Annotated in this window: 21 protein-coding genes; all 21 read right to left on the reverse strand. The window is 43.8% G+C overall.

Annotated elements, in window-relative coordinates; translation table 11 throughout:
• Nucleotides 1–87: 87 nt before the first annotated feature.
• On the reverse strand, nucleotides 88–861 hold the full coding sequence (locus tag FEM33_RS11100) for a cytochrome c3 family protein (RefSeq protein WP_139012100.1): 774 nt from the start codon (nucleotides 859–861) through the stop codon (nucleotides 88–90).
• On the reverse strand, nucleotides 858–1,613 hold the full coding sequence (locus FEM33_RS11105) for a hypothetical protein (RefSeq protein WP_139012101.1): 756 nt from the start codon (nucleotides 1,611–1,613) through the stop codon (nucleotides 858–860). The genes FEM33_RS11100 and FEM33_RS11105 overlap by 4 nt, the downstream gene beginning before the upstream one ends.
• Before the next feature lie 23 nt (nucleotides 1,614–1,636).
• Entirely contained in the window at nucleotides 1,637–3,637 is a 2,001-nt protein-coding gene (locus tag FEM33_RS11110) for a 2Fe-2S iron-sulfur cluster-binding protein (RefSeq protein WP_139012102.1), read from the reverse strand.
• A 27-nt stretch (nucleotides 3,638–3,664) separates the two neighbouring features.
• Complete coding sequence (locus tag FEM33_RS11115) at nucleotides 3,665–4,540, reverse strand: hypothetical protein (protein ID WP_139012103.1); 876 nt, start codon at nucleotides 4,538–4,540, stop codon at nucleotides 3,665–3,667.
• Between the two features lie 113 nt (nucleotides 4,541–4,653).
• Nucleotides 4,654–5,109: a DUF3659 domain-containing protein gene (locus FEM33_RS11120; RefSeq protein WP_139012104.1), complete on the reverse strand. Its 456-nt coding sequence runs from the start codon at nucleotides 5,107–5,109 to the stop codon at nucleotides 4,654–4,656.
• 168 nt (nucleotides 5,110–5,277) lie between these two features.
• Nucleotides 5,278–5,622 (reverse strand): four-helix bundle copper-binding protein, encoded by a 345-nt coding sequence (locus FEM33_RS11125; RefSeq protein WP_139012105.1) that lies wholly within the window; start codon nucleotides 5,620–5,622, stop codon nucleotides 5,278–5,280.
• A 23-nt stretch (nucleotides 5,623–5,645) separates the two neighbouring features.
• A complete protein-coding gene (locus tag FEM33_RS11130) occupies nucleotides 5,646–6,269 on the reverse strand; it encodes a DUF305 domain-containing protein (protein ID WP_139012106.1) in 624 nt (207 codons plus the stop codon).
• A gap of 99 nt (nucleotides 6,270–6,368) precedes the next feature.
• Nucleotides 6,369–6,578, reverse strand: coding sequence for a heavy-metal-associated domain-containing protein (locus tag FEM33_RS11135; protein WP_131962164.1), 210 nt, complete (start codon nucleotides 6,576–6,578; stop codon nucleotides 6,369–6,371).
• Nucleotides 6,579–6,645: 67 nt separating this feature from the next.
• Nucleotides 6,646–8,910, reverse strand: a complete 2,265-nt coding sequence (locus FEM33_RS11140) for a heavy metal translocating P-type ATPase (protein ID WP_139012107.1) — start codon at nucleotides 8,908–8,910, stop codon at nucleotides 6,646–6,648.
• Between the two features lie 323 nt (nucleotides 8,911–9,233).
• Entirely contained in the window at nucleotides 9,234–11,300 is a 2,067-nt protein-coding gene (locus tag FEM33_RS11145; protein WP_139012108.1) for a copper-translocating P-type ATPase, read from the reverse strand.
• Between the two features lie 149 nt (nucleotides 11,301–11,449).
• Entirely contained in the window at nucleotides 11,450–14,008 is a 2,559-nt protein-coding gene (locus FEM33_RS11150) for a multicopper oxidase domain-containing protein (protein WP_139012109.1), read from the reverse strand.
• Nucleotides 14,009–14,072: 64 nt separating this feature from the next.
• The gene (locus tag FEM33_RS11155; protein ID WP_161597105.1) at nucleotides 14,073–14,636 is read right to left on the reverse strand and encodes a DUF3347 domain-containing protein; all 564 of its coding nucleotides are present in this window, start codon (nucleotides 14,634–14,636) and stop codon (nucleotides 14,073–14,075) included.
• Nucleotides 14,637–14,673: 37 nt separating this feature from the next.
• Nucleotides 14,674–15,882 carry an efflux RND transporter periplasmic adaptor subunit gene (locus FEM33_RS11160; protein ID WP_139012111.1) on the reverse strand — a complete coding sequence of 403 codons (1,209 nt, stop codon included), beginning with the start codon at nucleotides 15,880–15,882 and terminating at the stop codon, nucleotides 14,674–14,676.
• Between the two features lie 3 nt (nucleotides 15,883–15,885).
• Nucleotides 15,886–17,208: a heavy metal-binding domain-containing protein gene (locus tag FEM33_RS11165; protein ID WP_139012112.1), complete on the reverse strand. Its 1,323-nt coding sequence runs from the start codon at nucleotides 17,206–17,208 to the stop codon at nucleotides 15,886–15,888.
• Nucleotides 17,186–18,439: a TolC family protein gene (locus tag FEM33_RS11170; protein ID WP_201747732.1), complete on the reverse strand. Its 1,254-nt coding sequence runs from the start codon at nucleotides 18,437–18,439 to the stop codon at nucleotides 17,186–17,188. Before FEM33_RS11170 ends, FEM33_RS11165 begins: the two co-directional genes overlap by 23 nt.
• Nucleotides 18,423–20,357 (reverse strand): efflux RND transporter permease subunit, encoded by a 1,935-nt coding sequence (locus FEM33_RS11175; RefSeq protein WP_139012114.1) that lies wholly within the window; start codon nucleotides 20,355–20,357, stop codon nucleotides 18,423–18,425. Before FEM33_RS11175 ends, FEM33_RS11170 begins: the two co-directional genes overlap by 17 nt.
• Nucleotides 20,358–20,359: 2 nt before the next feature.
• A complete protein-coding gene (locus FEM33_RS11180) occupies nucleotides 20,360–21,649 on the reverse strand; it encodes an efflux RND transporter permease subunit (RefSeq protein ID WP_139012115.1) in 1,290 nt (429 codons plus the stop codon).
• A gap of 41 nt (nucleotides 21,650–21,690) precedes the next feature.
• Nucleotides 21,691–22,356 carry a DUF2231 domain-containing protein gene (locus FEM33_RS11185; RefSeq protein WP_139012116.1) on the reverse strand — a complete coding sequence of 222 codons (666 nt, stop codon included), beginning with the start codon at nucleotides 22,354–22,356 and terminating at the stop codon, nucleotides 21,691–21,693.
• 31 nt (nucleotides 22,357–22,387) lie between these two features.
• Entirely contained in the window at nucleotides 22,388–22,933 is a 546-nt protein-coding gene (locus FEM33_RS11195) for a heavy metal-binding domain-containing protein (RefSeq protein ID WP_310588823.1), read from the reverse strand.
• Nucleotides 22,934–22,971: 38 nt separating this feature from the next.
• Nucleotides 22,972–24,039 (reverse strand): YncE family protein, encoded by a 1,068-nt coding sequence (locus FEM33_RS11200; RefSeq protein WP_139012117.1) that lies wholly within the window; start codon nucleotides 24,037–24,039, stop codon nucleotides 22,972–22,974.
• Between the two features lie 107 nt (nucleotides 24,040–24,146).
• Nucleotides 24,147–24,548, reverse strand: coding sequence for an HYC_CC_PP family protein (locus FEM33_RS11205; RefSeq protein ID WP_139012118.1), 402 nt, complete (start codon nucleotides 24,546–24,548; stop codon nucleotides 24,147–24,149).
• Nucleotides 24,549–24,626 lie beyond the last annotated feature (78 nt).

Below are 24,626 nucleotides of genomic sequence, written 5' to 3' on the forward strand. Positions count from 1 at the left end.
AAGGGCTGTTACCTTAAATGTTTCAGCGGAAGAAGGAAAAATCAGACAAGTGGCATCCATGATAAGTCTGAACGCCTAAATGGTAATTTACAATGCACATACATACCACCAAAATTGGGGAAGAACCAACATACTCCGGAATATCCAACAAGAATAACATTGATTGACTAAAACAGCTTCGCAACAACCATTTCCTGTCTCATTGCTCCGAGCGGCAACTTTTTTAGAAACCATTTCGAAGTGCATCATATAGTGGCTGGGCGGGGCTTGGTGGCATTGGGAACAATTAATAGAAAGTACCGATGGGTGTTGGAACTCAGGAATTGTCCACTGGGTAGCAGCATGGCAGGATGCACAGTTATCGCCCATCAAACCAAGATGCTTATCTTTTGTGCCGTGGCAGGTCGCACAATTTAGTTTTGCAATTTGATCTGAAACGAGCGGGTGGTCAGCCGGTATGATTGACTTATCTAATTGAAAAAATTTTTGTCCATTGCCAATTATTTTTTCACCAATAACGGCCAACGCCTTATGGTCCATTACCCGCAAATTTGCGTCTAAGCCCTGGTGTTCAATATGGCAGGAGGAGCAATTGCCGATTACACCATGAAAAGCAGTGGGCTGCCGATCTAGTAATACCTCGTTATCGCCATGGCAGGAAATACATTTTGCATTGTCGACACCCATTGTTGGTGTGTGGCAGGTTGCACAATTGGCCGAAAGTGTTTCATGGGCAGAAGACAATTTGCCGGGACTTGCTTGTGATTGCCAGCTATTTTTTTCTGCAAAATTGAAACTGCCGTAGTGAGAAACTACCGCTATGTAAAATATAAGGATAAGTATGCCTAGTATTTTTTTCATCTAAGATATCTTAACCCAAAATAAATGGCTGACCAAATGTGCAGTATAAGCAAAATGTAAAATATAGAAGAAGTTATGATATGGATTTTCAACCATCTGGCTGTTCTCCGTTTTAGCAATTCGTGTGTTTTGATGGCATATTCAAGGTCGGCAATCGACTCAGCTAAATATAATGCTTGGTGCGATAGCAGAGATTTCGGGTCCCTTGCAATACTTCCGGTACCGACAAAGCTGTTAAAAGCTCGGCCTATCAAATTGCTGTCAACAACATGCGTCGCTTCTGATTGCTTACTTATCTCACTAATCAATTGGTTGTATTGTGTAGCCAAAAGATTTAGTTCAGCTTGTTTTTCATTAATTTCTTTTGATGAATAAGTAAGAAAATACCTGCCTATAAAACCACATAATACCGTAAGCATCATTATTGCGGTGAGCCATATACCCAGATTGCTTTCGAAGCGGTGGCCCGTGTGGATTATAGCAAAAATGGCTCCAACAATGCTTGTATAAACATGCCAGTTAAGTAACACGCCGGTCGAAATGTGCTTTGTAATTTTTTCTTTAATATAAGGTAGTCGTTTGGTGGCGGAATATAAAAGCGGGGGCACAATCATCAGCAATGCAGCAGTAATTGCCAATATACCACCGGTAAGGCTACCTGCAAACCGTGGAGACTGATGCACCAGAAAGCCTAACCACAAAATAAGTTGTAGTATAAGCATTGAGACCATAATGGTGCGTTCCCGTTTCATTTATGTATTCCCTTCGTAAAAATTTAAGCATCAACTGACACAGCTTCAGTAGCCTTTGCTTGACAAGCCAAAATTATATTTTGTGCCTTCTCATCCTCTGTCAACGCATCTTTTATATCCATGGTTACTTTACCTGAAATCAATGTTATTTTACACACACCGCATGTTCCGACGCGGCAGGAATAATCAATGTTTATGCCGGCATCTTCCGAGGCTTCGAGTATTGATTTATCCGCCGTAAGTATTGCTGTCTTATTTGATTTTGTAAAAGTGACCACCCCACCTGTGCCTTCCTGAGGCAAAACAGGGTTCTCATTTTCTTGAATTGCCGTTTCTTCTTCTCCAGGTGTGGCAACTGCTTGTCCTGCTTGATTTTCTTCTAATGGTCTTACAGGGGGCAAGACTGACTGTGGCGTAGTTTTAGTTACAGGCGGGCCTGCAAAGATCTCTAGCATGACATTTTCCTTCGGCACTTTTAACGAATCCATCATTAGCTTTACCGCATCCATCATGGGCTTTGGCCCGCAAATGTGAATCATGCGGGTTGCAATGTCGGGCACCCGTTCCGCTATTATTTCTTTCGTGATATGACCGGGAATAAAGTCAACCCCGGCCGCGCCTTGTTGTTGGCTAAGTACAAAAAACACATGTAGATTAGGGTAGCGTTTTTGTAGGTACAATAATTCTTCACGGAAAATTATACTGCTTTCATTCTTACAAGTCAAGAAAAAATAAATTTCACCTTTCCAGGAGTGGTCTGTCAAATAACGCACAGCACTCATCATTGGCGTTAATCCTACGCCACCCCCAATGAATACGGCACTGTCCGCATGCGTTTCTGTAAAAGTAAATTTGCCAGAAGGGGCAGTAAACTGCATTAACTCTCCAATATGAACTTCATTGTGCATATAATGGGAAACAGTTCCCTTTTCTTCGTGCTTCACCGTTATTTCGCAATACTCTGTATGTGTAGGTGAGGAAGCAATCGTGTACGAACGTTTTACAGGTACACCCGCTGGATTAATAGTTACTGTAATAAATTGACCAGGAAAAAAATTAAAGGGAAGCTTTTTACCTGCTGGATCTGTAAGGCGGTAGGTTTTTACATTCGGGGTTTCTACAAAAATTTCTGCAACGAGTAAAGTTCCTGTCCATGAATTTGGTTTTGATGGTGCATTAGCAGGATTTACAGCAGGTGTTGCTCCGGCTTTATCAGGGGGAATAGCTGTATTAGCGCCAGGTTTGTCTGAGGGAGGTGCTGCACCTGATTTATCAGAACCTGGTGGTGGTACATTGTTTTTTGAATTGCCAGATAATTTTTCAACAAGCTCATTGGCACGTTTCATTTTATGGAAATACATCCAAACCATCGTTACTGCAAACGCAGTGAGCAAAAACATGGTAATATAATGAAACCAGGAAAGCCCCATAAAACTGTGCTTCTTTGCATTTTCGATGGTCTTAAGATTCATTTCCCGGTTAAACCATTGTAAAGCGGTAAGGCGGGGGTCAATATTTTCTGCTAATGACCGTTGGCCTTCCAGGCCGCTTTCCATTATTATTTGCCCGCGGCGTATTTGTTGGTTTGCTTCTTTCATAGCTTGCAAATCTTGCAAACGGGTGGCACCTGAAAGTTGCTTTAAACCTACATTCAGCATGGCATTGCCTTCGGTAATTTGCTTATTTGCTAACTGGTTTATTTCTCTGCGTTTTTCCGGAGTTAGCTCATTTGCCTGCATCAGCACGGGATACATTTCCTTATTGGTAGGCTTGCCCATTCCCTTCATCATATCGCCCATGCCATCTCCCATACCACCAGCCATATTACCAGCACCTGTATCCTTCATTGCAGCGCCTGCATCTTTTGCAGTTGCCATCTTATTTTTTGAAGCACTGGTATCAGCTGTTGCTTTGTCGGGATGGTGGCTTGCATGCTCATCAGGAGTTTGAGCAATAGCTGCAAATGCTATTATTGAAATTGTAACCACAAAAGCAATAGAATTCACAAAAGAGGACAATTTCATAATCAAATATTTATATCATATCAATTATTACATATCATCCATCATGGGCATTGGTTTTTTGTCTTTTTTCATCTTATCTGCACCCATCCCCATCATGTCCATACCTTTGTCCATCATATCCATACCTTTATCCATCTCATCATCCATCATGGGCTTATCTGCTGGCCCCATAGCCTTGCCTGTCATAGCTTTGCCCATATCCATCATATCCATGCCTTTATCCATCATATCCATATCATCAGCCATGGGTTTATCGACCATGGCACCGCTTACTTTTCCCATCATTTCTTTACCCATGGTAATCATGTCCATCCCTTTATCGATCATAACCATACCGGTTTGCATCATCGGCTTATCCTTGTTTTTTTGTGCATGCTGGGTCATCATTTTGCCAGACTTTGCCACATCTAATCCCTGATGAATCATAATCATTCCGTTGTCGCTCATATCCATATCTTTTCCTGCTGTCTTTTTTATACTATCACCCATTGGCATCTTATGATCCATGTCTTCATTTTCGTGTTCAGGACTATTAATGGAACTCCGCCCGGCTTTTACCATTTCTATCCCTTTGTCCATTAGTGCTATCCCACTACTAGTCATCGTTCTGTCATTGGCTCTTTCGCCCTTATTTACCATATCGTTGCCGGCTTTTACCATTTCCATTCCTCTATAAATTGTATCTACGCCTGTATCATCATCACTTTTCACATTTGTTTGGGCGGCAGAGTCTGTCGTTTTAGCATTACCTGTACTATCAGTACTATTGCAGCTGGCGATGAAAAAAGGTGCAAATAAGATGATGAGAAAGCCAATCATTCTTGGCGTACTCTTATACTTTGTAGGAGGTTTATTACCTGAAACCAAAGTTCTTTTTAGGTTATTTAAAACTGATATGTTCATAATGTTGTGTTTTATTGATGATTAATCATCTTTGTAAGGTGGAAAACTGATTACCTCTCTTTTGGAGCTAAAATGTTATCCCACACTTCCACAAAGTACGGATAACACCATCGTCACTTCATTTTCATATCCTTGTGCTCGCTTTTCATCTGAAGACAGTGCATAGCGCAGGCTCCATATTGCTTGTAATTTTCATGAAGAAGAAGAACTGTTTTGCCATTTTTATCTTTGACTTCACAAATCCCATTCATGGGAACAGATACTGTTAAACTGTCACTCGCCCCGCTTTTAACATGATACAGATAGGTGCCGTTTTTTGAGGCTTTACCAAGATTTTTTCCCGTTGCATCAACAGCATTTCCCTTATCATCGATGTGGGCAATTTTAACTCCGGCAGCATCTTTTATAATTCCGTCGCTGGTAACCCAGCCAATGTGCTTTCCTTTTGCATCAGTGACTTTACCCTGCGCATCAATTGAGGGTATTGGCTGTTTGTAATTTTGTGAATATACATTTCCAATTGCAAAAAACAGAAATGCCAAAAGGAAGATAAATTGGTTCTTTTTCATTTGATTGTCATTTTTAAAATTTTAGTAAATTTATTTGGCGTAACAAATAAAAAGCATGATAATAATCACATATTCAATTGCTTATAGTCATATTGTTCACTTCAAGTTGCAAATAAAAAAAGGGTAACCATAGTGATTACCCTTTAAAATTATTTTCTGGAATTCTAGTTAAACCGAGGTTGCCATTTCTTCGCACACCTGGGCACATTTACGACAAGCTTCTGCGCACTCGCGGCAATGATCCATGCCCATTTCTGCGTGCTTTTCACATTCTTGTGCACATGCATTACACGCATCTGCACAAACACGGCAAAGGTGAGCGCTGAAACTGCTGCCAAGGCTCATCACTTCGGCTGCGCTTCGGCAAATGGCTGCGCACTCCAGGTCAAGTTGGATGCACTTTACCATATGTCCTACGTGCTCTTCTTTTAAACACTCAGTTGCACAGTGGCTGCATGCGATAGCACATGCCACGCAGGCATCAATGCAGTGTTTGAATTGTTGATGTGCCATAATTTTTATGTTTTAATAAGAGATTAATTACTTCTATTAGCTAGTAAAAATGCTTGAAATGCTTCAATTTCTTTATTTTGCTCTTCGATAATCATAGTTGATAAGGTTTTTAGCTGAGTGCTTTTTCCCATCAACAATTGCATTTGGGCCATTTCTGTCGCGCTTTGGTGATGCCCAATCATCAACGTAGCAAAATCCTGATCGATATTGCCATTAATAACCTGAAGATCAGATTGTTTCTCCATACGCTCCATTCCTTCCATCATTTTCATATGGAACTCCATATTCATGGTTGTTGGCGTAGCAGTACTTAGAAATGAATCCAAGGTAGCAATCTCCTTTTGTTGAGCATCAATAATGGCTTGGGCCATAGCTTTCATCTCAGCGTTACTTCCTGATTGCAGCTCTAACTTGGCCATTTCAATTGCACCCATATGGTGCATTTTCATCATACTTGCATAATCGATATCAGGATCCTGGGTGACCTTCATCATATCCATTTCGGCCATCATATCATGCATCACCGTCATCATCTGGTTTTGGTCGTGCGCCTGAATTGTGATTTTATCATCGTCATTATCGTCAGAACATGCTGTGGCCAAAGCCATTACTACCGCAAGTCCTAACATTTTGAAGGTTGTCTTCATGGGTTGTCGTTTAATAAAAGAATAATTTGCCTGATAATCAGACAAATTATCTTAAAAAACTATGCCATTAGCACAATGATGGCACCCCAAAAAAGAACCCTAATTAACCTTCTCGATGGCAAAGCCCGCCCCTTTTACTGCGGAGATGATATTGTCCTCATTTCCGTCGACAGTTACCGTTAAAATCTTTTCTGGATTATTAATATCCACTTCCCAGTTACCCGTCCCTGCGCTTTCGTTTAAGCCAGGTGTAACTTGTGCCACACATCCACCGCATTTGATATTGGTTTTAAATTTTAGAGTTTCCATTGATTTGTTTATTTGAAATTATGTGTAATTCTACTCTTGAACTTTTCTTGAACTTTGTTTATTGATACTAAATCTTTGCTGTTTTCAACCTCAAACTATTGCTTACAACCGAAACGGAGCTCAGTGCCATTGCTGCCCCTGCAATCATGGGATCCAGTAAGAAGCCGTTGACAGGGTATAAAAGCCCAGCTGCGACAGGAATACCAATCAGATTGTAGATAAAAGCCCAGAAAAGGTTCTGTTTTATAGTCTTGACTGTTTTAGCAGAAAGCTTTAATGCTTTGGGTACCATGTTCAGATCCGAAGTGATTAACGTCATTTTTGCTACGTCCATAGCAATGTCTGATCCTTTACCCATCGCAATGCTAACATCTGCCTGCGCCAAGGCATGACTGTCATTGATCCCGTCGCCAACCATAGCCACAATTTTTCCTTCTGCTTGCAGCTGTTTTACGAATTCTGCTTTTTGCGAAGGCATCACATCTGCTTTATAGTGTTTCAAACCTACTTGCTCTGCTACCGCAGCTGCGGTTTGTGTATTGTCACCGGTAAGCATATAAACCTGGATACCCCGGTTTTGTAGCGTTTCAATGGCCTGGCGGGAAGTAAGTTTGATTTTATCGGCTATGGCAATGATTGCCATTACGTGTCGGGAGTCTGCGAAGAAAATCACTGTTTTGGCCTGCTGCTGCCATCCTTCTGCTTCGAGGGAAAGCTGATTGTTTATGCTGATCTTATTCAACTCCATCAGTTTCCGGTTGCCGATATAGTATTGGGCTCCCTGATAAGACGAGCTTACTCCTAAACCGGTTATACTTTCAAATTTATCCAGACGCAGCGCCTTGGCATTTTCATCTTTGAGACTTGCCACCACCGCTTCTGCCAACGGGTGCTCAGATTGAGCTTCCATAGCGAGCAGGATTTGCTTGTATAACCTTGGATCACCACTATTTCCAGTCCAGGAAATGTCCGTTACAACGGGTTTGCCCTCAGTAATCGTCCCTGTTTTGTCCAGGATAACCGCATTTACTTTATGGCCTAATTCCAGGCTTTCGGCATCTTTAATCAGGATGTTATTTTCTGCGCCCTTTCCAATACCTACCATGATTGCGGTAGGCGTTGCAAGTCCAAGTGCGCAAGGGCATGCGATGACCAGCACCGTTACAGAAGTGAGTAGTGCATGTGTAAAAGCGTTTTCTGATCCAACCAGCATCCAGGTTAAAAATGTCAGCGCAGCAATGCCGATCACGACAGGCACGAAAATACCGGCTATTTTATCCACAAGCTTCTGAACTGGCGCTTTACTTCCCTGGGCTTCTTGCACCATCTTGATGATCTGGGCAAGGATCGTATCACCTCCTACTTTTTGGGCTTTAAATTGAAAACTACCCTTTTGATTGATTGTCCCGGCAAAGACTTGTTCTCCCTGACTTTTTTCCACAGGCACAGGCTCCCCGCTGATCATGCTCTCATCCACAAATGATCTTCCATCTGTTACAACGCCATCAACCGGGATTTTTTCACCAGGTCTGACCAGTAAGATATCATTAGCCTTTACTGCCGCTATTGGTATTTCCTGCTCTACACCATTGATAATAGCCCTGACTGTTTTAGGCTGCAAGCCTATCAATTTCTTTATGGCAGAAGAAGTATTTGACTTTGCTTTTTCTTCTAAGAGTTTGCCCAGGGAGATAAAAGCAATGACAACAGCTGCTGCTTCAAAATATACGTGAGCATGCAAACCCCTGTTATGCCAGAACTCAGGATAGATGGTGTTAAATGCACTAAACACAAATGCAATCCCGGTACTTAAAGCAACGAGCGTATCCATGTTGGCTTTACCATATTTAGCCTGTTTAAAGGCATTAATAAAAAAGCTGCGTCCCAGGTAAAATACAACGGGCGCTGACAATGCCATCATGATCCAATTCCCGTAAGGCATTGTGTCCATGAAAAACATTCCAATTATGACAATCGGGAAAGAAAGGAGGGCAGCCCAGAATGTACGTTTTTTTAACTGCTTATAGTGCCTAAGCTGAGCATCTTGCTGCTCTTGCTGCGGATCCTCGGAATCAACAATCAGATCATAGCCCACAGAACGGATTAGATTCTGTAAGTCAACTGGCTTAATGGCCTGATCATATTCAGCCCAAGCTGTTTGATTCGCATAATTTACGCCGGCATCGTGGACCCCTTTGGCTGATTTAAGTATGCTTTCCACACTTACAGCGCACGCTGCGCAAGTCATACCCAGGACTGGAAAAGTCTTCTTTATATATGTAGTTTTTGAAGCCTTTTTAGCGCTTGTTTTTTCTGAAATGAGTGCTTCCATCGTCTTGTAGTGTTTATACAAAACTAAGTCCGAGCACACAAAATTTTATTACACAATTAACTACGAGATGTGCATAGTTTTTAGAATTTAACTTTTTGAGAAGAGAGTTGTTATAGCAAATTACTGATGATGCTACTAATCTCGCTTTGACCGCTTCCGTTTATTGCGGTACATGGTGTGGGACGAGCAGGGCCTTTTATTTTCATGTCTATCCAGCCGGTCATTTAAATCAAGCCAATCCCTGCGCTGGTAAGCAGGCTGGAAAGACTCCAACCTACTTTTAATTATTTTATCAAAATGCTGATTTTTCATCATTGAGCTAGTTAATTTACCCTAAGCAGTTTTGCATTAATGGCAACAACAATCGTGGACGCGCTCATCAGAACTGCGCCCATCGCCGGGCTCAACATAAAAGTAGGGTACAGAACGCCCGCAGCTAACGGAATGGCCACGACGTTATAGCCAATTGCCCAAGCCAGGTTTTGTACCATTTTCCTGTAAGTGGCCCTGCCGAACGTGATCATTTGCACCACATCCATTGGGTCACTGTTTACCAGGATGATATCAGCGGTTTCAGCTGCCACATCAGTCCCTGAACCAACGGCAATGCCAACATCTGCCTGCGCGAGTGCAGGTGCATCATTTACCCCATCTCCGGTCATGGCAACAATCTCACCTTTATTTTGGAACTCTTTGACCTTGTCTTGCTTTTCATGGGGCAGCACATTTGCCAGGTATCCATCCATATTCAGCTTCGCGCTGACTGCTTCCGCAATTTTCTCATTGTCCCCTGTAAGAAGAAAGGTTTTAATGTTCATCTTTTTCAGTTCAGCGATAGCTTGGGCTGCATTTTCGCGGATGCTATCGGCGAAGGTGATCAAGCCAACCAGTTTGCCATCAACAAGTATGAAGTTCACCGTGTCGGTCGCCTGGTCAACCTGGTCGGGAATAGTGGGCACCGGCTTGTTTTCCTGCTTGAAATAATTAGGTCCGGCTGCTACCACTTTCTTGCCATCTACGGTACCGGTCACACCAATGCCCTGCATATAATTGAAATCGGTTGACACCCAGAGCTGCAAGCCTTTTTCTTTTAAGCTTCTGATGACCCCATGAGCGATATGATGCTCCGAGTTCTGTTGTACTGCGGCAGCATACTGCAAAATCTGATCTGTTGATAACAGCTCGTCAATTGGTATAATTTGTTGTATTTCATGGGAGCCTTTGGTCAATGTGCCTGTTTTATCGAAAATGATCGTGGTAAGGTTACGGGCATTTTCAAAAGCAGTACGGTTGCGTATCAAAAGACCATGCGTTGCAGATAGGGTAGTCGAAATAGCAATGACCAATGGGATGGCAACCCCTAACGCATGCGGACAGGATGTGACCATGACCGTAACCATTCTTTCCAAAGCAAATGCCAAACTCTGCCCACTTGTGTACCAGACTATGAAAGTAACGACCCCGACAGTAATTGAAACCAGCGTTAACCATCCCGCCACCTTATCGGCTAAATTCTGTGTATTTGATTTAGCTCCCTGTGCTGTCTTGACCATATCAATTACTTTTTGCAGGTAACTCTCATTGCCTGCACCGGTAACATGGACTTTCAAAACACCATCGCCGTTGATTGCTCCGCCAATAACTTTATCGTCTTTCTGCTTTTGGACGGGCACGCTCTCCCCGGTGAGCATGCTTTCGTTCACATAAGAACTACCTTCCAGGATCAATCCATCGGCCGGGACCTTTTCGCCGGGTTTGACAAGCAATATATCACCGCTGCGAAGGTCTTTTAATGGGATGTCAGTTACCTGATGATCTTTTTCAACATGGACCATTGAAGGAAGCAAAGCAACCAGCGATTCTAAGGCCTGCGAAGCTGCCATCTGCGATTTCATTTCCAGCCAATGCCCGATCAGCATGATATCAATCAGAGTAGCAAGCTCCCAAAAAAAGTCCATTCCTTCCAGTCCAAAAACCACAGCAACGCTATACACATAGGCGGTAGTAATAGCAACCGCCACCAGGGTCATCATCCCCAGGTTCTTGCTTTTTAGCTCCCTGACAAGGCCCGTAAGAAACGGCCAGCCTCCATAAAAGTATATAATAGTACTTAGTGCTAAAAGCACATATTGATCACCTGCAAACGTCCAGTTAAATCCTGCCCACTGCTGGATCATATGCGATAGTAAAAGGATCGGCACTGTGATGACCAGACAAATCCAGAAGCGCTTTAAAAAATCTTCGGTGTGATGTCCTGCATGCTTGTCATGGTCACTATGCTCATCAGCTTGCGCAGTGGGTGCGTAGTGCTCATGGGAAGATCCAGTCATAGAAGGCATGGTTTCCGCTGGCTTTTTGGGATGATGCTCGTGGTGGTGGTGATTTTCCATTGATTTGATTTTGTTTAAAAACAGGAGCCTTAAACGCACTTAGAGCGGGCAGCCGCAGCAACATCTTTGGTCTGCCCGTTAACCTTGTTATCGCTGCCAGGATTCCAACGTAAAGGAAAATCCAGGCACATTGTTAAGAAATCACCGTATTAGAACCTTACTAATAAGCCCCCACCCAGTTTGTACCTGGAATCATAGCCCCCTGATAAGGAAATGTATTTACCAAGCATATATTCCAGGTCCAGATGGTATTCTTTATCTGTGTTAATACGCCAGTTAAAAAAAAGTTTGGGCAGCAGCCATTCTTCCCCTTCCAGTGCAAACCTTACACGGCCTTTTGAGTTTACACGCAGATCCGCATCGATGAAAAATGGGAGGGTATACCGAACTCCAATCACTGGCAAGTCAAAATCCTGCTCGAAGGTTTGCTCCCCGTTGAATATATTGTAGTACCGTTGTTTCACAGCACCAAAGCCAATATAGGGGCGCAGCCAGTCTCCGATGTACCTCTCATAACTGATATTGGCCTCATATTGAGAGCCATAGTTATAATTCCCTTCAAAGCGGATAGCACTACTTCTATTAATAAAATTCGCCTTCGCTTCCGCCATATGCGATTTAGCTGCAATGCTGCCGTAAAAAAACCACATCTTGTCCTCCTTTAATAAATTTTTGAGAGGGTATCTGGACAGAGAAGTATCACGGCTACTTCCCTCATATGTTACCACGCGGGCCATTCCACTCATCATATGATAAAGTATGTGGCAATGAAAAAACCAATCTTTTTCTTCCGTTGCATCGAACTCTATCGTAATGCTTGTCATTGGAGGAACGTCCAAGGTGTGTTTTAAGGGAGAGAAATCACCATTCTTATTGAGCACCCTAAAATAATGACCATGCAAGTGCATAGGGTGGTTCATCATCGTGGTATTTTCGAGCTCAAACCTGACAACTTCTCCTTTTTTAATACTAATCTTATCCGCTTGGGAAAGTACTTTGTTATTTATAGACCACACATAACGGAACATACTCCCAGTCAGCTTTAAATGGACAGTCCTGACAGGCTTTGAGCTGTCAAAGGTTGTTTTCTGTTTCGAGCTCAATAAATCATAATTGAATATAGTCAGCGAGTCGGTTTTACCCATCTGCATCCCATCCATGTTCATTTTGCTATGGTCCATTTTACTCATGTCCATACCTTCATGCCCTTTTTCAGGTTTGTCGGCAGGCTGCTTCTTTTGGGATGGCTCCATGTTCATTTTGCTATGGTCCATTTTACTCATGTCCATATCTTCATTCCCTTTTTCAGGTTTGGCAGCAGGCTGCTTCTTTTGGGATGGCTCCATGTTCATTTTGCTATGGTCCATTTTGCCCATGTCCATGCCTTCATTCCCTTTTTCCGGTTTGGCAGCGGGCTGCTTTTTCTGGGAGGGTTCCATGTTCATTTTGCTATGGTCCATTTTGTCCATGTCCATGCCTTCGTGCCCCTTTTCCGGTTTGGCAGCGGGCTGCTTTTTCTCGGAAGGTTCCATGTTCATTTTACTATGGTCCATTTTACCCATGCCCATTGCTGAATGGTTCATTCTATCCGGGAAATTAACAGCCATGCTCATCATCATCTCATCCATATTCCATACGTTTGGCCTGGGAATGGGTGCGGCAGAAAGCGTATCTCCTTTCCCAAGATATAAAGAAGCAAATCCGGAGACGTCTTGGGCAGTTGCCCTAAACTCCATGGTTTTATTCTTTGGTACAGTCAACAGAAAATCATAAGTTTCAGCGATCCCCATCAGCAACCGATCTATTTTGATTGGCTTTACGTCGATCCCATCAGATGAGATTAATTCCAGTTTTCCTGCCCCGCCATGCAGATAGAAATAGGTCGAAGCTGAACCGTTAATGACACGTAACCGAACTTTATCACCAGGTTTTAAATCCGGAATGCTTTCTTTGCGTTTTCCATTTGCCAGAAATGCTGCATAATAAACATCAGACAGGTCCATGGGCGGCATACGTTTCCAGCCATTCTTGAGCCTGTTGCCCAATCCTTTGTGCTGTATTAACTTATCAAGGCTCTGGGCATACCCTTTTTTAATAGAATACCACTCACTAGCCGGATCATTCCTTTTCAACGCATTCAGTACACGCATAGGATTCTCATCTGTCCAGTCCGACAACAAGAGCACAAATTCCTTGTCTACTTCATAAGTTTTTTTTCTAGGTTGAATCACGATCGAACCATACAATCCGCTTTGCTCCTGGAGCATGGTATGGGAATGATACCAAAACGTCCCGCTTTGAATAAGGGGAAAGGTAAATGTGTACTGTCCGCCTGGCTCTACCGGGGCGGTTGTCAGATAAGGTACACCATCCTCCTTGTTGGGCAAAAGAAGGCCATGCCAATGGATTGAAGTTTCATGGCGCATCAGATTATGGACATGGATGACGGCAGTGTCACCCTCTGTAAAATTTAAGGTCGGTGCAGGGATCTGACCATTCATAGCAAGCGCCGAGACATTTTTTTTCCCACTGATGTTGGCTAATGTGTCATTTACATATAGGTGGTATTCGACCTTGCCCCCTTTTGAGTTTTCTAAAAATGGTTTTTTAGCAGGTGTTGGTACGGTTGATACAGCACCATGTTGGTGCTGCGCGAAAACTTCCCCAGCGGGCAGCAATAATAGTAGTAGTATAGTGGCTAGTTTCATCAGAAGTGTTTTTAAATGTTGTTAAATTGGTTCAGGGCATGCCCTGAACCAATACATATCACTGTTAATTTATTGTCTCCTTTACCTCTCCGCAGGAAATCATTTTATCCCCCATGTATGGATTTTTAATCTCTTTTTGGGCAGATAGCCAATAACCGCCTTTATCCTTGTTTGCCATTGGGCAAAAATCAACATACAGTTCGCCGCTGTTCAACCCGGCTTTTTTAACCAAGGGTATAAACTTATCACTTAGCGCAGAATATAATGTTCGCTGGGATTCAATGTCTTTGGCCTCTGTGATTTCAGAAGCTGTTTTAGCGGCCTGGGATCCTTGTGGAACCTGGCCTAGACCAGCTTCTATGGCACTGGCGGCAATTTTTGCTTCTGCTGTGTCTGAATTGATTAAAGCCGTGGTCAAATGGATATAATGCTGGTAAACTGCATTAAGCTTATCATCTTTTAATACGACCTTACTTGTTTCTTTACCACCCATATCCATGCCTTCATGGTGCTCATGGGCCGTTGAATCCTGATGGGAACTGGTGTTGTCTTCTTCATTTTTGCTGCCGCAGGCTGAAAGAAATACTATCATTGCCACCGGCAGAGCCCATTTGGTTACTTTTTTCATCTTACTAAAATTTATGGTTAAAAACTGGTTATTCATGTTAATGCAGCGCCATGGGATCAGATCCCTTTTTTAATACATATTCACTATATAAAAGATAAGCACCTGTAACGACCACTTTCTCGTCCTTGGAAATACCTTCCTTTATTTCGACTAGGTCAGCATTTTGGATTCCGGTAGAGACCATTCGCGCCAGAAATGTACCAGGCTTCGTTTCAATCCATACATGCGCGCCTTTTGGGTCACGGATCACTGCATCGACAGGTAAAGTCATAGCATTAATCGTTCCGGTAACCGGTAATATCAAATTAGCTTGTAATCCTGGCTGCCACCGGCTGCCTGGATTTGGAACCGTTCCGCGGACCTGCATCAGCTGGCTGCCACTCTGAATTGCCGGAACAATAAAGTCGATGCGCATTGGCTGGGGTTTATCTTCCCAGCCTGTAACTTGCACCTGTACCTTTTGCCCTGTTCGGATGCTGGCCGCTTCTGCCGGATAAATATCGGCTTCAACCCATAAAGAAGAGTAGTCTTCAAGGCGTAGTATCGCGCTCCCCTCGTTTACATATTGACCTTCTGTTACCGAGAGCTCAGATACTGTGCCGCTGATCGGTGCCCGGTAAGTAATGTATGGCTCCTGCTTCTGGCTTACTGTTAAGCTTTGTATATCTTCTTCACTTTGATCATATAAACGTAGTTTTTGACGGGCGGCCTTTTCGATGGCTTCAAATCGGGTGTCAGAAGGGAACTGTTTTATTTGGGCATATGCCAACAAATATTCCTGCTGCAATGCGGAAAGCTGTTCAGAGTATATTTTATAAAGCGCCTGTCCTTTCCTTACTGGTACACCGGTTTCTTTGATATATAACACCTGAATACGCCCTGCCACGCGGCTGGATACAACAGCAGTTTGGTCAGGGTTCACAGCAAGCCGGCCATTGAGCCTTTTGGAATTCGACAAAAGGCCGCTGCCCATTGCCATGGTAGTAATATTGGCCAATGCTATTTGACTTTCACCTAGTGTGATAGAGGCATCCTTACTACTTTTATCAAAGATGACCAGGTCCATACCACATATAGGACAACTACCCGGTTTGTCCTGAACTATTTGTGGATGCATAGGACAGGTATAAGTCTTCTGCCCGGCTTCTGCGGCCTTTTTCTTTTTATCATCTTGACAAGCAATCAGAAGCATCCCAGGAGTAAAAGATGCCAAAGTGGCGAGCCTCAAAAATGTGATTCTTTTCATATTTTAATTTTCAACAAGACTGTTATCCTTAATAAAGCTCTCACTGTCTATCAAATACGACGCATTGGATGCTACTTTCCAATCCTGGATATCAGATAGTATTTGCACCATCCCATCTACAACCGCCCCGGCTTTAACTTTCATGGGTACCAGCACTTTACCCTGCCGCTTAAATACAATAGATTTGCTGCCAGTCTGCCAGACCGCCTTTTTATCCAGCCATAGCCCATTTTGAAAAACAATGGGAATGTTTGCTGTCAGCAGTTGGCCTGGCGTTAGGTTTTTTCCCGGAAAATAAACCCTGGCCAAGGTGAAACTCTCGCCGCTTCGAAGGACCGGTTGGATCAGGCCAATCTGGCCACTGACGATAGTTTCTTTGTCATTGCCCGCATAAAAGAGCAACTTTTGTCCTGATTTGATGCGGGAAGATATAGCTGATGATAACGCGAATTCAGCAATCAGGCCTTGGGAGGTATAAATAGTAAACAGGGTTTGTCCGGCTGTAACATATTGCCCGGCACGCAAAAGGACGGGCGAAACCGCTGCCGATGGCCTAGTAGGAGCTGCTGATGCAGCGGAACTGCCAGCCATCCCATCCATTGCCGCGCCATCACTGCCGGAAGGTGTCGGCATAGGCGCGCTTGCCGCAGGCAAGCTAGCAGATTGTTCCAGGATGTATCCATTGGCAGGACTATATACGGGTACCTTATAGAGGATATTTCCTGACTTGATGATGTCTTCAATTTGCCCCGGGGCCATTCCCAGCAGCAGCAGGCGCTGTTTTGCTTTCGATAGTAAATCCCGGCTGCCTTCATCGTTACTAAGCATTAAAAGTTCCCTTTGAGCTGATGCCAAATCTGGTGAATAAACCTCCATCACCAACTGTCCTTTCCTAACAGGCTGGTAGTTATATTTGATCAGCAGCTTTTCAATACGGCCACCCACTCTGGATGATAGTGAGACCTGGCTTCGGCTGTCATAAGTTACAACCCCTTGTGCCTGCGCTGAAAAAATCCGCATGCCGCTTTCGGCATTGGTCAGTGGGATGGCGGCAATCACCTGGGCATTCACCGGCTTTAACAGTGCATTGAAGCTGGTATCAACGATCAGTTCATTATTTGCCTCCTTTGCTACCAGGTCCATGCCACAGATCGGGCACTTGCCTGGTTTGCTGCTAATTACCTGCGGATGCATCGGGCAGGTATACTGCTCTGATTGCCCATGAGCCGTATGCCCATCTTTTTGGGTTTTACTGTCACAGGCACTTAAAAAAACAGTAGCCAGTAACAGCACTATTAGCTGGCTAACGATATAGTTCTTTTTCATAATCCACAATCATTTCATAGAGTTTCAATTTCTCGTCCAGCACATTCATTTGCATCATCGTCAAAGCTTCCCAGGCATCTATTACAACAGGCAACTGGGCTTTATTCTCCTGATAATTGGCAAAGTAAGCGTCCATCGCTTTTTGAAGGGCCGGGATTATTTTTTCCTGCATGGTGCTGACCCTGGTCTGCATGGACTCGATCTCTGACTGCATCCCATAAAGCATGCCCTGGGTTTCCACCAGCATCGCAGAACGTTCCTTTTGCATTCCCTGGATGTTCAACTGCATGCCCTTGATATCGGATTTGTACATTTTAGATGACCAAGGTGCAATAGGGATACTAAGCATCCCCATCACGCTGTAAGCATTAGGCATCATGGCGTCGAGTGGGTACATATGGTCAAAGCGGATCTTAAAATCCGGTTTTTTCTGCTGTTTCATGCTTTCGATATTGAGTTGCATGGACCGGATACTTTCATTCATTTTAAAAACATCCATTCGCACGTCAGCCAGCGTAGCGGTATCGTAGTACATGGCTGGCTGGAAGGAGGGTTTATATGTAGTGTCAATTTCGAAATCTTGATTGCCAACTACATTCATCAGGCTATTAAGCCATCCTTTCGCCTTCCCGATAGCGCCTTCCTGCATACGGATCATATTCTGGTTTTCCAGGATTTTCGATTCAGCCCGGAAAACCCCTCCGAGTTGTGACTGGTTATAGGGATACCTGACTTCTTCAATCTTCTTCATCATGACCATAATTTTCTCATTCTCTTCAAGCACGCTTACACGCTGACGGGCAATGAGCCAGTTAAAATAAAGTCGTTTTGCCTGTGCCTTATACGTATTGAGGGTAATATCACGGTTGGCCCTTTCCACATTGCCCTGGGAAGCGATGTATTTTCTTTTCGCACTGAGCTTTGCCAGATTAGGTATATCCTGCTCGATCTGCAGCATCAGGTTTCCTTTGTCGCGGGATTCCATGATCATTTGATTAGGATAAGGGGTCATGAAAGTCCCCAAACCTACCATAGGTGGCATCCAGGCCGTGGCTGCATCACCACTGTGTTTGTAACTGTCCGCTTTAAGTCCATAGGACTGCAGCATCAGGTTGTTGTTATCAATCCGTTGTAAAATAGTATCCAGTGTAAACACCGGCTTCTGTGCCCAACTTGTGAGCGGCAGCAAAAACAGCACTAACCATTTTACATATTTAATGCTGTGTATCATGGATTTGTAATTTTCCGTATTTACGTAGCTCATACTCCTTTGTCATTAAAAAAATCAGTGGTGTTACCAACAGGATGTGCGTAGATGATGTAAGCACGCCTCCGATCATCGGTAGTACAATGGGCTGCATCACATCCGTTCCTACGCCGTTGGCCCAAAGTACCGGTACCAATCCAAACAGCGAAACGCACACGGTCATTAACTTGGGCCGCAGACGTTTTACTGCCCCATGGATTACGTACTCGCGCAGGTCATCACCAGTAATTGATTCAGCAGAATTCCCCTTTTTAGTGACCAGCTGCTGCATGGCATCATTCAGATAGATGACCATGACGATACCGGTTTCAACGGCAATACCAAACAAAGCAATAAAACCCACAGCCACTGCAACCGAGAGGTTAACGCCCCAGAAATAGATCATATATGCCCCACCGATCAAAGCAAAGGGTACAGTGATCAGGCTTAAAAACGCTTCGCGTAGGGAATGAAAAGCGAAATACAGTGAAAAGAAAATAATTAGCAGCACGACCGGAGCAATCCACAGAAGCGTCTGCTTACCGCGTATCAGGTTTTCATACTGTCCGCTCCATTCCAGGTAATAACCCGGTGGAAGCACGCCATTTGATTTACTGATCTTTTCGATGGCTTCCTGGACGGTTCCGCCCAGATCACGGCCGCGAACATTGAACAATACTGCGCCACGCAGCATGGCGTTTTCGGAGGCTATCATCGGAGGACCGTTTTCAAATACCACATCAGCCACCGCTGATAGGGGTACTTCACCCATAGATGCAGACATCAATGGTAACCTCTTGATGGTTTCTACGCTGTTTCGGTAATTCTGGGCAAGCCTGACGCTGATTGAAAACCGCTTTCTGCCCTCAATGGTGTTTCCTATCGGTGCCCCCCCCAATGCAAATTCTACGGCTTGGTTTACATCATCGACATTAAGCCCATAACGGCTTAAATCTTCTCTTCTTGGGTTGATAGACAAATACTTTCCACCTGTCACGGGTTCTACATAAAGATCACTTATACCTGCGGTGCCTTCGAGCGTTCTTTTAACCCTTTCAGACACATTGGCGATGGTATCCAAATTCTGGCCATACACTTTAACACCTACATCAGTACGGATCCCGGTCGAAAGCATGTTGATCCGGTTGACAATTGGCTGGGTCCAACCGTTAATCACGCCCGGTATCTGAAGTTTAGCATCAAGCTCGGTAATAATATCTTTTTTTGTAATCCCGGCCCGCCACTCGGACTTTGGTTTCAATTTGATGATCGTCTCAATCATGCTGATCGGAGAATTGTCTGTCGCAGTACTTGCCCTTCCGGCTTTTCCCAATACCTTATCGACCTCAGGAACTGATTTAATGATTTTGTCCTGTACCTGCAGGATCCGTTTTGCTTCTGAATTCGATATGTCCGGCAGCGTTACAGGCATGAAAAGGATGCTTTGCTCATCCAGCGGTGGCATGAACTCAGACCCAAGACTGGCCAGTAATGGTATAGTGACCAAAAGCGCAATAATGTTGACGGCCAATGTAGTCTTGCGCCATTTTAAAACCCCCCTGATGACGGGCTCATAAACACGTTCGAGAACTCTGTTAACTGGATTGGCGTGATCGGGGCGGAACTTACCTTTCATGATAAAGGATATCAACACCGGGGCCAGCGTAATGACAAGCAACGCGTCCACGATCAAAATGAAAGTTTTCGTATAGGCCAAAGGGTGAAACAGCTTACCTTCCTGTCCCGTGAGCATAAATACAGGAAGAAAAGATGTAATAATAATGACTGTCGCAAAGAACACTCCCCGGGATACCTGTTTGCTTGATTTTTCAATAATGGCCAGGCGTTCGGATTCTGTAATCCAATCGGGCTGCTTATCTTTTCTTTTCTTAAACCATTTCATAATTATGTCGTTTTCTGCTGTTCCTGCCACTCTTCATACCGCTGAGAAAGATGCTTATAGGCATTTTCACTCATAATAATGCCGTTATCAACGATTACGCCGATAGCAAGGGCGATACCGGTTAAGGACATAATGTTGGATGAGATACTAAAGGCATTCAGTAAAATGAAGCTGGCGGCAAGGGTAATGGGAATCTGGATGATAATACTTAGTGCACTGCGCCAGTGAAAAAGAAAGATGATCACTACCAGTGAGACCACGATCATTTCTTCAATTAATGTGTGCTTGATAGAATCAACGGACTCCTGGATCAGCTCTCCCCGGTCGTAGACGATATCGAATTTAACGCCCTTGGGAAACCCCTTGGCAGCTTCGCTCATTTTTGCCTTTACTTTTTCAATAACAGCAGCCGCATTTTCACCATAGCGCATGACCACAATACCGCCAACCCGTTCACCTTCCCCATCCTGATCAAAAATACCAAGCCGGGTTTCGCCTGTCATCTGCACGGAAGCTATATCTGAAACTCTGATGGGGATACTGGCCTGGTTTTTGACCGGTATATTCTCAATTTCTTCAATGGATTGAAGATAGCCCGACGTCTTGATAATATAGCCAATGTCACTTAACTCGAATTTTCTTCCGCCTGATTCATTATTATTCGAGCGGATCGCACCTATTACCTCCGGTACCGATAAGCGGTAGTAAAGCAGCTTATTTGGATCTACGGTAATTTGATACTGTTTTTGAAAACCACCAAAAGAGGCGATTTCACTGACCCCTTCCACATTCTGCAAAGCAAACTTGATATACCAGTCCTGCAAAGCCCTTTGTTCCCCCAAGTCCATTTCGGGTGCATCCAGTGTATACCAGAGTATATGTCCGACCCCTGTTCCGTCAGGGCCAAGTTGTGGGCTGACGCCGGTGGGCAATGAGCGGGATACAGTACTTAATCTTTCAAGAACCCGCTCACGCGCCCAATATACGTCCACGTCATCATTAAAAATAACGTAAATGAAACTCATCCCAAACATGGAAGTACCCCGTACATATTTGATTTTGGGAAGCCCCTGAAGATTGGTAACCAAAGGGTAAGTAATCTGGTCTTCAATTAACTGGGGGCCCCGGCCCATCCACTCGGTAAAAACAATTACCTGGTTTTCGGATAAATCCGGAATGGCATCAATAGGGTTCTTCTTAATGGCAAACGCGCCCCATATAAGCAGTGCTGCCGATAAGACCAGTACAATGAACCGGTTCTGTAATGACCATTCTATAATACGATGTACCATACTTAATTCTGTAACCTACCCTTAGCAGGTCCTAATATTTATTAATGATGATGTTGTTCCAGTAAATAACCTTTTGCCCCAACGCCATGCTTATGGACCAGTTCCGCACCATGATGCCCCGTATAGGCAACAAAGAATGCGGCCGCACTCATGACGATAGCCATGGAAGCATTAACCCAAACATTTCTTTTCAGGAAAAACAAATTAACAGACTGTACCAGGAGCGCTATCCCTGACAGCCATTGTGTGTAAGACGCATACTTTTCATGCTCTTCAAGAACGGCTTGAATCGCCGGTGCCAGCTGGGATGTGTGGGCATGAAACCAGGTGGATGATGCGTAAGCACCGATAAAGCCCAATAGTAAGAGTGCCCAGGCAACGATGGTTATTTCTTTTTTGTATACCAACAATCCAACCCATTGAAGAAGGGCTGCAATGATTAATAGGACAATGGGAAAGTGTACGACCAGGGGGTGTAGTGTGGGGAACTCACTAAGACCATGCTGATGATTGCCATCGGGGCTCATAGCCGCTTGCATGGCTGTACTATCATGGCCGCCATGCTGGTGCTGGCTAGCAGGCGCAACCGCCTGGGCCGAGTCCATCTTAGCTTTACCGTGCTTTTTCCCGTTATGGGCAAATAGTGATGAACCTGTCAGCAGTAACATGCATGTCAGCAAAAAGAATACTTTGCTTATTGATTTCATTGGGATAATCTGTTAAAGTGAATTATTTGACCTATTTTTTGACCAGCTTCATATGACATTTTGAGCAGCTATCCCCTTCTTTTCCGGTGATCTCCGGGTGCATCGGGCATACATAGGCAGTTGCCGAGACAGGTTTCTTTTGCATGTTGGCATCCAGGCCATTTTCAAAACAATGCAGCCCGCAGGCCATACCCTTGTAACTGGAATGGACATCCCCGATCTTCTTACCAGATGCGTCGTAAATTTCACAGGTTTCACCTTTGTCTTTCACAGTCAGGTATATTTCACCATTTGCATTGTAATAGGTCTTACCATCTTTACCCATCCGCCCCATTTTCTTATTGGTATGGGCATCAATCAGGCTGCCCTCTCCATCGACGAATGCTATTTTGTGGCCTTTGTGGTCCTTCACAATATTTTCCTTCGTAACCGAGCCAATGGTAGTCCCTGCTGCATCAGTGATCATGCCATCTTTGGCAATGTTGAAGGGCTGTTTATAATTGGCTTGTGCAAATAGGACCGTAGGGATCATCAATATGATCAAGAGCAATATGTTCTTAACGTGAATGGTTTTCATGATTCAGGTAAATATTAGGGGTAAATAAATGTTTACAATCATTGTTTAAGCACAATACCGTTTGGCTTTTTACCGACGATAATGTCTTTGATTTTAGTGTGATTAGAGACGTTAATAACCGATACACTTTGCGCCATTTGATTGGTTACATATGCAGTATTGCCATCTGTTGTAAAGCCAATGGCATGTGCGCCGGCTGCCGCCTGCAAGACACCTCCATGCATCCAGTCTTGCATGGCATCATCCCAGGTCCAATAGTGTACTTTACCGTTTTCCGGATCAGTTACCCACAATTCTTTTTTAGTAAGGTTATGCGCAACGCTGCCAGGCATAAATCCAAGTGGGATGGTCTGGACTACTTTATCAGAGGCAACATTGATAACACTTACTGACTTACCATCTTCATTGTCCACGTACATCTTTCCATCATATCCTACCCAGGCAGCAACTGGATTGTCACCAACATCAATGGTTTTAATAATGGCCTTTGTTGCCGGACTGATCACCGAGACATTGTCATCGCCTCCGTTTGCCACATAGACCTTCGTCCCATCCGCAGAAAATGTTACTTCGGCGGGCTCCATACCCACAGCGATTGTATTTTTCAAAGTGTAGGTAGCAGCATCATAGACAAGCACTTTACCTGCCATATCCATTTGAGAAGTCCATATCTCTTTGCCATCAGGAGAATAAACGGCGTTGTGATTCATGACAGGTACTTCCAAATCTTTTATAACTGTACCTTTTACAGCATCCAAGACAAGAACTTTCCCTTTCATTCCGGCCATTGCTCCCGCATGCCCTTCACTTAAATCCATTCCAGGAACTGCAACAGTTAACCTGTGCTCTCCTAAACTCTGAAGATGATAGATGTGGTGTGGCCACATAACCATTTCTGCTGAACCAGTCATCAGATCCAAAGTTTCGGAAACTGTTTGATCCGATAACCGGATCACAGAAACCGTTGCATCTTCTCCATTAACCACATAAGCAGCAGGATAGTCAATATTTTTTTCCATAGGCATATCGTCCATGACATGTTTACGGCAAGCGGAAAATAAAGTAATGGCAAGCAGCAGAAATGCGCCATAGCTAATGCGTAGCATAGATTTTGTATGTTAGTAATTGAAAGAAAGATTGATCAGTGCTGATAGGAGTATAGCACAAAGAGCCGGGCAAGTACATTTGCCTGGCATAGAAGGGATACGAAATTTTAAATCAGGTAACTACAGTGCAGAATATAAACCGGGACTGGTTTACTTCGGGGAGGAGCATTACTTTGATTGCTCGTCTTTAAAACATTCGGGTAAGAGGCTGCTGAGAAATCATATGTTACCCCTTCATTTAAGACTGCCACAGAAAGCAGTGGATTACTGAAAGTATTTTCTGTCAGTTTGCGAGAATCGTCTGTCTTTACTTTTTTGAACTCGTCTTTACAACACCCGTTTTTGGTGGATTTGTTTTTATCCATCCCACAATTTTCACAGTGGCCCTGGTCTGCCTTTGTAACTTCCCAGTTGATCACTTCCCCCATACAGTAGTGCAGGTGTAAGGTAACACCGGTTGCAGTACCAAGGTAAAGAAGGGTCAGGAAAAGTACAGTAAGCTTTTTCATGATTGACTTAAAACGCAAATATTAGAAAAAAATACCTTATCTAATTATATAATTATGGATCAGACTTACATAATTTTT

Source organism: Dyadobacter flavalbus, assembly GCF_006149045.1.
Taxonomy (GTDB): Bacteria; Bacteroidota; Bacteroidia; order Cytophagales; family Spirosomataceae; genus Dyadobacter; species Dyadobacter flavalbus.